The organism is Armatimonadota bacterium, from assembly GCA_035527535.1.
Classification (GTDB): Bacteria; Armatimonadota; Hebobacteria.
Map to the genome: position 1 here is coordinate 1 of DATLAK010000094.1, position 6,987 is coordinate 6,987.

Genomic DNA, 6,987 nt, shown 5'->3' on the forward strand with positions numbered 1-6,987 from the left:
GCTGGCGCTAGTGCTGGTGGGGATGGTCGGCATGGTGCGTTCGTCCCGGTATCGCGCGCTGGGCATCTCGTTGACATTGAGCTTCGCTGTGGTGGCGACGTGGGCGGCTTTCTACCGCGTACCCGACCGGGACCCGTTCTACCTGCCGGCCCTGATCGTGGTCAGCGCCTGGTGCGGGGCGGGGCTTGGCTACGTGCTGGCGGCGGTGCGCGGGCGCCGGCTCGATCCCAGGCTGGCGCGCCTGGTGCCGGCGGCAGCAGCGGTGGTGGCTCTGATCTTGCCGCTCAACATGCTCGCGGCCAACCGGAAACTGGCCGACCGCAGCGGGGACTATGCGCTTCTGGATGCCGCCGCTGTCGTGCTGACCAATATCCCCTCCGATGCCGTCGTGCTGCTCTGGGGTGACGATGTCTTCTCCGCAGGCTTGTACCACTACTATGCCCTAGACCACCGACCGGTACCGCTGGTCTTGGGCAACCCCTTGCTGTCGCACCCATGGCATAAGGAACAGCTCGCCCCAGAGATTCGCAAGGCGGCGGCTCTGGCGGTCGCCAGGGACGGACCAGACGTTTTCCGGCGCCCCGAGAAGGTGGTGTGCGCCGTGCGGGAGTGCGTTGCCCCCGAGCGGCCGCTGTACGCGAACACGGAATTGAGTGCCGCGCCTCCCGGCTACGTGCTTCTGCGGGATCACGGTTGGAGCGGGTTGGTGCTTCCCCCCGGCCTCCCCCAGGCAGCCGATGCCCCCGGCTCGCGCCCGCTGCTGCAGTTGCGCGGCGGCGGCAGCAGCCTGCTGGGCGTGTCCATGCCGCGCCAGGTCAAGCGGGGAGAGCCCTTTGCCGTGACCGCCGCCATCCGTTGGCGTGGCGGCGCCGCGCCCGACGAGGAGCTGTTCATCATCTTCGCCCATTCAGACATCGCGGAGGGAATACCTGCAGGTACGCTCACGCGCACGCGCGGGCACCTGATGGTGCGGCAGGCTCCTTTGCTTTTCGCCCTGGCCGCGCCCGCCGGCCGGCCGGGCCACCACTACGAGCAAACGCTGAACGCCCTCTTCCCCCGCAACATAGCCCGCGGCACGTACCATGTGTTCGCGCAGTTGGCATGGGATCAGGGCTATACCCTGCCAGCGCCGTCGGGCACCATCCGCGTGCGCTAGTCAATCGTGGTCTGACGGGCGAGTTGCATCTCGCGACTTCTGGCGACTTGCCCGCCTATGGTGGACTTGTCCGCTTACGGTGGAGAAAGGTGACCGCCCGGACATGTCGGGACTCCAGCCCGGACTTATGAATTATCCGGCCTACCGCCCGGGGCCGCCGGGGACGCGGCGCAGCGGCACTTCCTCGGTGGTAACGATGATCCCTGACTTGGCCCGGGTGAAGTGGCCCCACGCGAAGCACGGTCGGCCCCCGGGGCGGCACATCGCCGGGCTGGTGATGGCCTCGCCGCGCGCACACTTGGCTGCACACCGCGGGTCGCGGCGCTGCTTCTCGACCGTCTCGCGGTGGATCTGCACTTCAGCCAGGTGACGGCACCGTTCCCAGTACTCGGGCAGGGAGCACAGCTCGCATTCCGCGGTCGTGACGTGAGTCTCCTGGGGGTCGCGCGCAACCGAGCAGATGAGGGCGCGAGCGCCCTTGCGCTGATACTCACAGGCGCGATGCCGGAAATCCTCCAGCCACGGGGCGTCCCGGCGTAGGATGGGATGCACCAGACCGTCAAGGGTGCCCTCGTCGAGTTGCTCGATCGCCTGGTCGGCGGCGGCGCGGGCAAGCGCGCGGCCGATGGCGGCCTTGCGCTCCGCGCCCCCGAGGTCCTGATAGACGGACTCGGACAGAGCCAGCCCGGTGGCCGACACTCGGCCCGGCTCGGGGAAGTCGAGCACCGATACGATGATCCGCAGCACCTGCTTGGCGTGCGGAGGCGTGAACTTGCCGCGGATGCGGTGCACCTCGCCCTCCGGCGACCGGTATGAGAAGTCCATCATTGCCGCTTGTCCTTGCCCAAGACCGCGCTCCGCGTCTTCCCCGACCTTCAATCCGCGAAGGTTCCCTCCGGCTGCAGCCGTCCTTCGCGCGCCCCGCTCCTACTCGGCGGACCCGCTATTGCGCGATCCCGAATGTGTCGCCAATGCCGCCGGTGCGGGCCTGGTGCCACCGCTTGGTCACCGAGTCCCATTCGTACTTGTAGGTGACCCGCTGCGGTTCCAGCTTGCGCTCCGGCGCCTCGCGACACTCCTCCTCGGTGGAGCCGGACTTGATGTAGGTCTCGATCACATGCGGCACCTGCGAATCGTAAACGGTCGTACGGCCCCCGGTCTCGCGAATCGTGATCTCCTCGGACTTCACCGCCGGCTTGCGGCGCGACCGCATGAGGCTGCAGCTCGAGCCGTCTATCTCCCACTTGGGCGCGTCGTAGCGATCCATCCGTTGGTTGTAGCGCTCCGCGTCCTCCCGAACCTGCGTCACCAGGGCGGCGCGCAACTCCTGCTCGCTGGGGCGGCTGGCGGCGCACCCCGCGACGACGCCCGCCACCGCCGCCGTCAGGAGCAATCCCCTGCCGGTTCGCTGTCCTCGACCTCTCTGGGCGCGGCATGACATGCTGATTATGTTCAACGCGCCGGGGGCTGCGACCTTTCCTCGCCCTGCACCTGCGGCGGACACGGACGGCCCAGGGGCTGAAAAAGGCGCATAGGGGCCTTGACAACGGCTATCAACTATGGTATATGATAATGGTCGCCAGTGGTTGATAAGCACCATCCGTGCCGAAAAGGAGCATCAGATGACCGCCAAACGGCTCTCCGCGAAGGACTCCCGCGACCTCATCTGGCTTTGCTGGCGCCTGGCCGAAACCCTGCGCGACGGCCCATCCATCGCCCCGGCGCTGGAGAAGGCCGCCGAACGCGCGCCGGTCGCCGTTCAACCCCTCTTGCGCGCCATCCGGCAGCGCTTGTCCAACGGCGGTCGAATGTCCGAGGAGCTGATGAGCCAGGGAGCGCCGACGTATGTCTGGGGCACGGTGTACGCGGGCGAGGTCACCGGTGACATGGTACCCGCCCTCACCGCCCTCGCCGGTCGCCTGGAGATGGAGCAAGCCCTGCCGCCCGCCCGCGACACGCGGCTGCGCGCCTACATTCTTGCCTGCGGTCGCCTGGCGATGTTGCTTTCCCTCGGGGTGCCGATCGAACGGGGGATGGAAGCGACGGCGGAATCGGTGACGCCCTCTGAGGCGACCGATGCGCTGATAGCCGCGCGCAAGGGAATCTTGCAGGGCGACATGCTCAGCGATGCGCTCCAACAGGCAGCGTCCAGCTTGCCGCCCCTGACCATTGACATGATTCGCGATGGAGAACACGACGGCCGCCTGGGCGAGACCTTGGCCGTCGTGGCGGACTACCTGTTGGATGAAGAGCAAGGTGGCCAATAGCCTTCGACAAGACCGATGCCATTCCGAGCGCCGCGAGGCTTGCCTGCCGAAGGCGGGAATCTCACCTTCGGTTGCAGCCACGCCGAGATTCTTCGCCCCGATGAATCGGGACTCGGAATGACATGGTTTCAGAATGACATTCTGGACATGCACACGGGAGGTGCGAAATGCGTAAGCGAAAGCGGGATGAACCCGAGGTAGCCGCAGCCGACGAGGTGCTCGACCTCAAGGCGGCGGCGGACTTCCTGAAGGTGAGCAAGCCGACGTTCTACCGCTGGCTGGCGCAGGGCAAGCTCAAGGGCTTCAAGGCGGGGCAGCAGTGGCGCTTCTACCGCCGCGACCTGGAGAAGTTCCTGGAGACGGAGGAACCGGTGGCGTTGCAGGTCGGGGGCGACGAGCTCGAAACGGCGGTGCGGGAGGCGCGCAAGGCGCGCGGCCTCTTGCCTATCGAATGGAACGAGCCGGGCCAGCTCCTGGCACCCCGCCCTGCGGAGGAGACGCCGGAGGAAAGCGTAATCCCCCGCACCGTTGCCACCATCATCGCCGACGCGATTGACGGCCGCGCCAGCGATATCCACATTGACGGCAACCCTGACGGCGCGCACGTGCGCTATCGCGTTGACGGCGTGCTCACCGACGCCATGACCATCCCGCGCAAGGCGCAGATGGCAATCGTCTCGCGCCTCAAGCTGCTGGGCGACATGAACCTCGCCGAGCGCCGGGTGCCGCAGAACGGCCGCATAGCGGTGAAGCACCACGGCCGTGACTACGACGTGCGGGTGGTGACGATGCCCGCGATGTACGGTGAAAGCGCGATGCTGCGGATCCTCGACCAGGCCAGCGTGCTCATCGGGTTCGTCAAACTGGGGCTATCCAAGCCCGTGCAGGCCGCCTTCGAGCGCCACCTACGCGCGCCCCAGGGCCTGGTCATTGCGACTGGCCCGTCGGGTTCGGGGCGGACGAGCACCCTTTACTCCGCGCTGAACCTGCTCAACTCGCTGCAGAAGAAGCTGGTGACCATCGAGAACCCGGTCGAGTACCGCCTGCGCGACGTCATGCAGGTGCATGTGAACCGCAAGGCCGGGCTGACGTTTCCGGTCGGCGTGCGAATGTTCCGCTACAGCGATCCCGACATCATCCTCGTTGGCGACCTGGAGGACCTGGAGACCGCCGAGCTGTGCGTGCAGGCGGCGATGACGGGGCACATCGTGCTGACGGCGATGATGCCGGGCGACGCGGTAGGGGTCATCACGCGGTTAGCGGACATGGGTGTCGAGCCGTTCCTGATCGGCGCGTCGGTGAGCGCCGTACTGGCGCAGCGGCTGGTGCGCCGGGTCTGCCAGTCGTGCAAGGCCGAGTATCAGCCCTCGCGCGAGACGTTGCGGCGCCTGGGCATGAGCGACGACGAGGTCGCGGGCGCGAAGTTCTACCGCGGGGCGGGGTGCGACCAGTGCCGCCAGACCGGATACTACGGGCGCACCGGCGTCTTCGAGTTGCTGGAGGTAGATGACCGCCTGCGGGAGGTCATCGCCCGCTGCGCCCCGGCCGCCGAGCTGCGCGCGGCGGCGATTGAAGGCGGCATGGTCACCATGCTCCGCGACGGGCTGGAGAAGGCGCAGCAGGGCCTTACCACCATCGAGGAGCTGCTGCGGGTGCTGGCGGTGGGGTAAGCCGTCGCGCGAAGCACCGCCGCTTCAGCCGTGAGTCCATGGGGGCGACTCGCCGCGTCACCGCTCCCGGGAGCCACGGCCCGCCGTCGCCGGCAAGGGCGGCAGGGACTGCCCGGCACAGTAGCGAATCAAGCGTTTGCTTGAACCAATCGGCTGTTTGGTGCACCCATGTGACTGAGGGCAACTGGCAAGAGGGGGTATCGCGTCATGGCTCGGTTTGCGTCTGGTCGCACCTACCTGCGCGTCATCGTCGGTTGGCGGTGGTGCGCCGTAGTCGCCGCGTATCTGCTCGCGCTGGCAGCGCTGCCGGCGGTCCGCGGCAACGCTGACACCATCACCCGCTTGACCAATGATGGTCGCTCCTTGACCCGTGTGGGCCTAGGGTGGAGCCCGGACGGGAAGCGTCTCCTATTCATGAAAAGGTTCGAGGAAGGCACCCAGCTTTGGATCATGAACGCGGACGGCTCCGGCGCGAAAGCCATCAGCAGGCTCGGCTGGCAAGGGGACTACGGCTGGTCGCCTGACAGGAAGAAGATCATGTATTCGTATGCGGCCAGGCGTGACTACAGCCTTGAGGCCAGTCTGCACATGTACGATGTTGAGTCCGGTCAGTCGCGACAGCTAGCTTCCGGCTATCCGCTAGCCCGGCTTAACAGGGGCTGGGGGATTGCGGCGTTTACGAAGGACTCGAAGCAGTTCGCGCTGCTGATGAAGCGAACGGCGGACGACAGTCTACTTACGGACTCCTATTTGTTCGATGCGGAAACTGGTCGATGTGTCGGGCTCACGCCGAACAACTACACCACCAGCCGGAGGTATCCAGGAAGCTGGTCGCCGGACGATCAACAGCTGGCGGTCATTTCCACTAGCTCCCCCGAGGCAAACTCACGCTTATGGGTATGCAGCCGAGATGGGACTCGGCTATACCCCATAACACCCGCTGACTGGGGCGTTCGCAAAGAGCCGCGCTGGAGCCCCCAAGGGGAGTGGATTGCATTTTGCACCACTCACGATCGTCTCGTGGACGAGAGCGAGCTGCGCGATATCTGGCTCACCAGGCCCGATGGCAAGGACGCGCACCCGATCACCCACGGGAGTAGCCCGAGCAAGGCCAAGCGAATGAGCTTTGATGACCTGGAGTGGGCTGCCAACGGCCGCTATATCGCCTGTGTCGGCAGCCGGTTTGACGAGGCAGGCGTGGACTACAATGGCATCTACCTCATAGACGTGGAGAGTGAAGAGCTGACCCCAGTGCTAGCCAATGACCCCGACTCCGATCAGGTGATTAAGGGCCTTGACGGGAAGCTATCAGTCTCGGCGGACGGCCGTCGGCTGGCGTTCAACGTTATGCAATCCACGGTCCTGGGTCGCAAGAGCGGCAATCCGACGTACCAGGACGTTCGCCACATCCTTTACTACTATGACATACCTTCACGAACGCTGCATGAGGTATTGCGCACCCGCCCGGAACAGGATGGGTTGGCGCTTTGGAGCGGCGGCTTCGACTGGGCGCCATTCTGGTCTCCGGACGGGGAGCGGCTGCTGTTCACTAAGGCCAGAGCGATTAGCCTGACCGAAGGCAAGTACGAGCCCGACCTCTACGTCTATGAGGTCGAGCCGGCGGCGGCGCCGGTGGCCCCCGCGCCGCCTGCTCCCGCCGAGACGCCAGCGGCCGCTCCCTCCCCGGGCGCGACTCCTTCAGGGGTCGCGAATGCCCTCGCGCGGTCTGAAGACCGCGCGTCCACAGCCGCCGCGGGGGTCGTCATCCTCCCCGTGCGCCACCGCGACGCCGCCGATGTGGCGAATTTGCTGCCGCCCAAGTACAGCGGCCTCTATACCGTAGACAAGGCGCATAACGCGATAGTCGTCTCCGCCGATCCCGAAATGACGCAGG

General features: G+C 66.4%; 6 protein-coding genes. 4 read left to right on the top strand and 2 right to left on the bottom strand.

The genetic code is table 11. From position 1 onward, the window contains the following. Positions 1–1,156, top strand: a 1,156-nt coding sequence (locus tag VM221_06870) for a hypothetical protein (GenBank protein HUT74542.1), incomplete at its 5' end; no start/stop codon positions are given. Between the two features lie 141 nt (positions 1,157–1,297). Here the strand turns inward: VM221_06870 and VM221_06875 are convergent. Further along, positions 1,298–1,984 (bottom strand): hypothetical protein, encoded by a 687-nt coding sequence (locus VM221_06875; GenBank protein ID HUT74543.1) that lies wholly within the window; start codon positions 1,982–1,984, stop codon positions 1,298–1,300. A 115-nt stretch (positions 1,985–2,099) separates the two neighbouring features. Further along, complete coding sequence (locus tag VM221_06880) at positions 2,100–2,549, bottom strand: hypothetical protein (GenBank protein ID HUT74544.1); 450 nt, start codon at positions 2,547–2,549, stop codon at positions 2,100–2,102. Positions 2,550–2,778: 229 nt separating this feature from the next. On the opposite strand from VM221_06880, the gene VM221_06885 reads away from it, so the two are divergent. The 3 genes from VM221_06885 to VM221_06895 form a co-directional block, all read left to right on the top strand. Further along, positions 2,779–3,423 (top strand): type II secretion system F family protein, encoded by a 645-nt coding sequence (locus tag VM221_06885; GenBank protein HUT74545.1) that lies wholly within the window; start codon positions 2,779–2,781, stop codon positions 3,421–3,423. Between the two features lie 167 nt (positions 3,424–3,590). Next, positions 3,591–5,093 (top strand): ATPase, T2SS/T4P/T4SS family, encoded by a 1,503-nt coding sequence (locus VM221_06890; GenBank protein ID HUT74546.1) that lies wholly within the window; start codon positions 3,591–3,593, stop codon positions 5,091–5,093. 414 nt (positions 5,094–5,507) lie between these two features. After that, positions 5,508–6,987: hypothetical protein (locus VM221_06895; protein ID HUT74547.1), on the top strand; the 1,480-nt coding region annotated here is incomplete at its 3' end.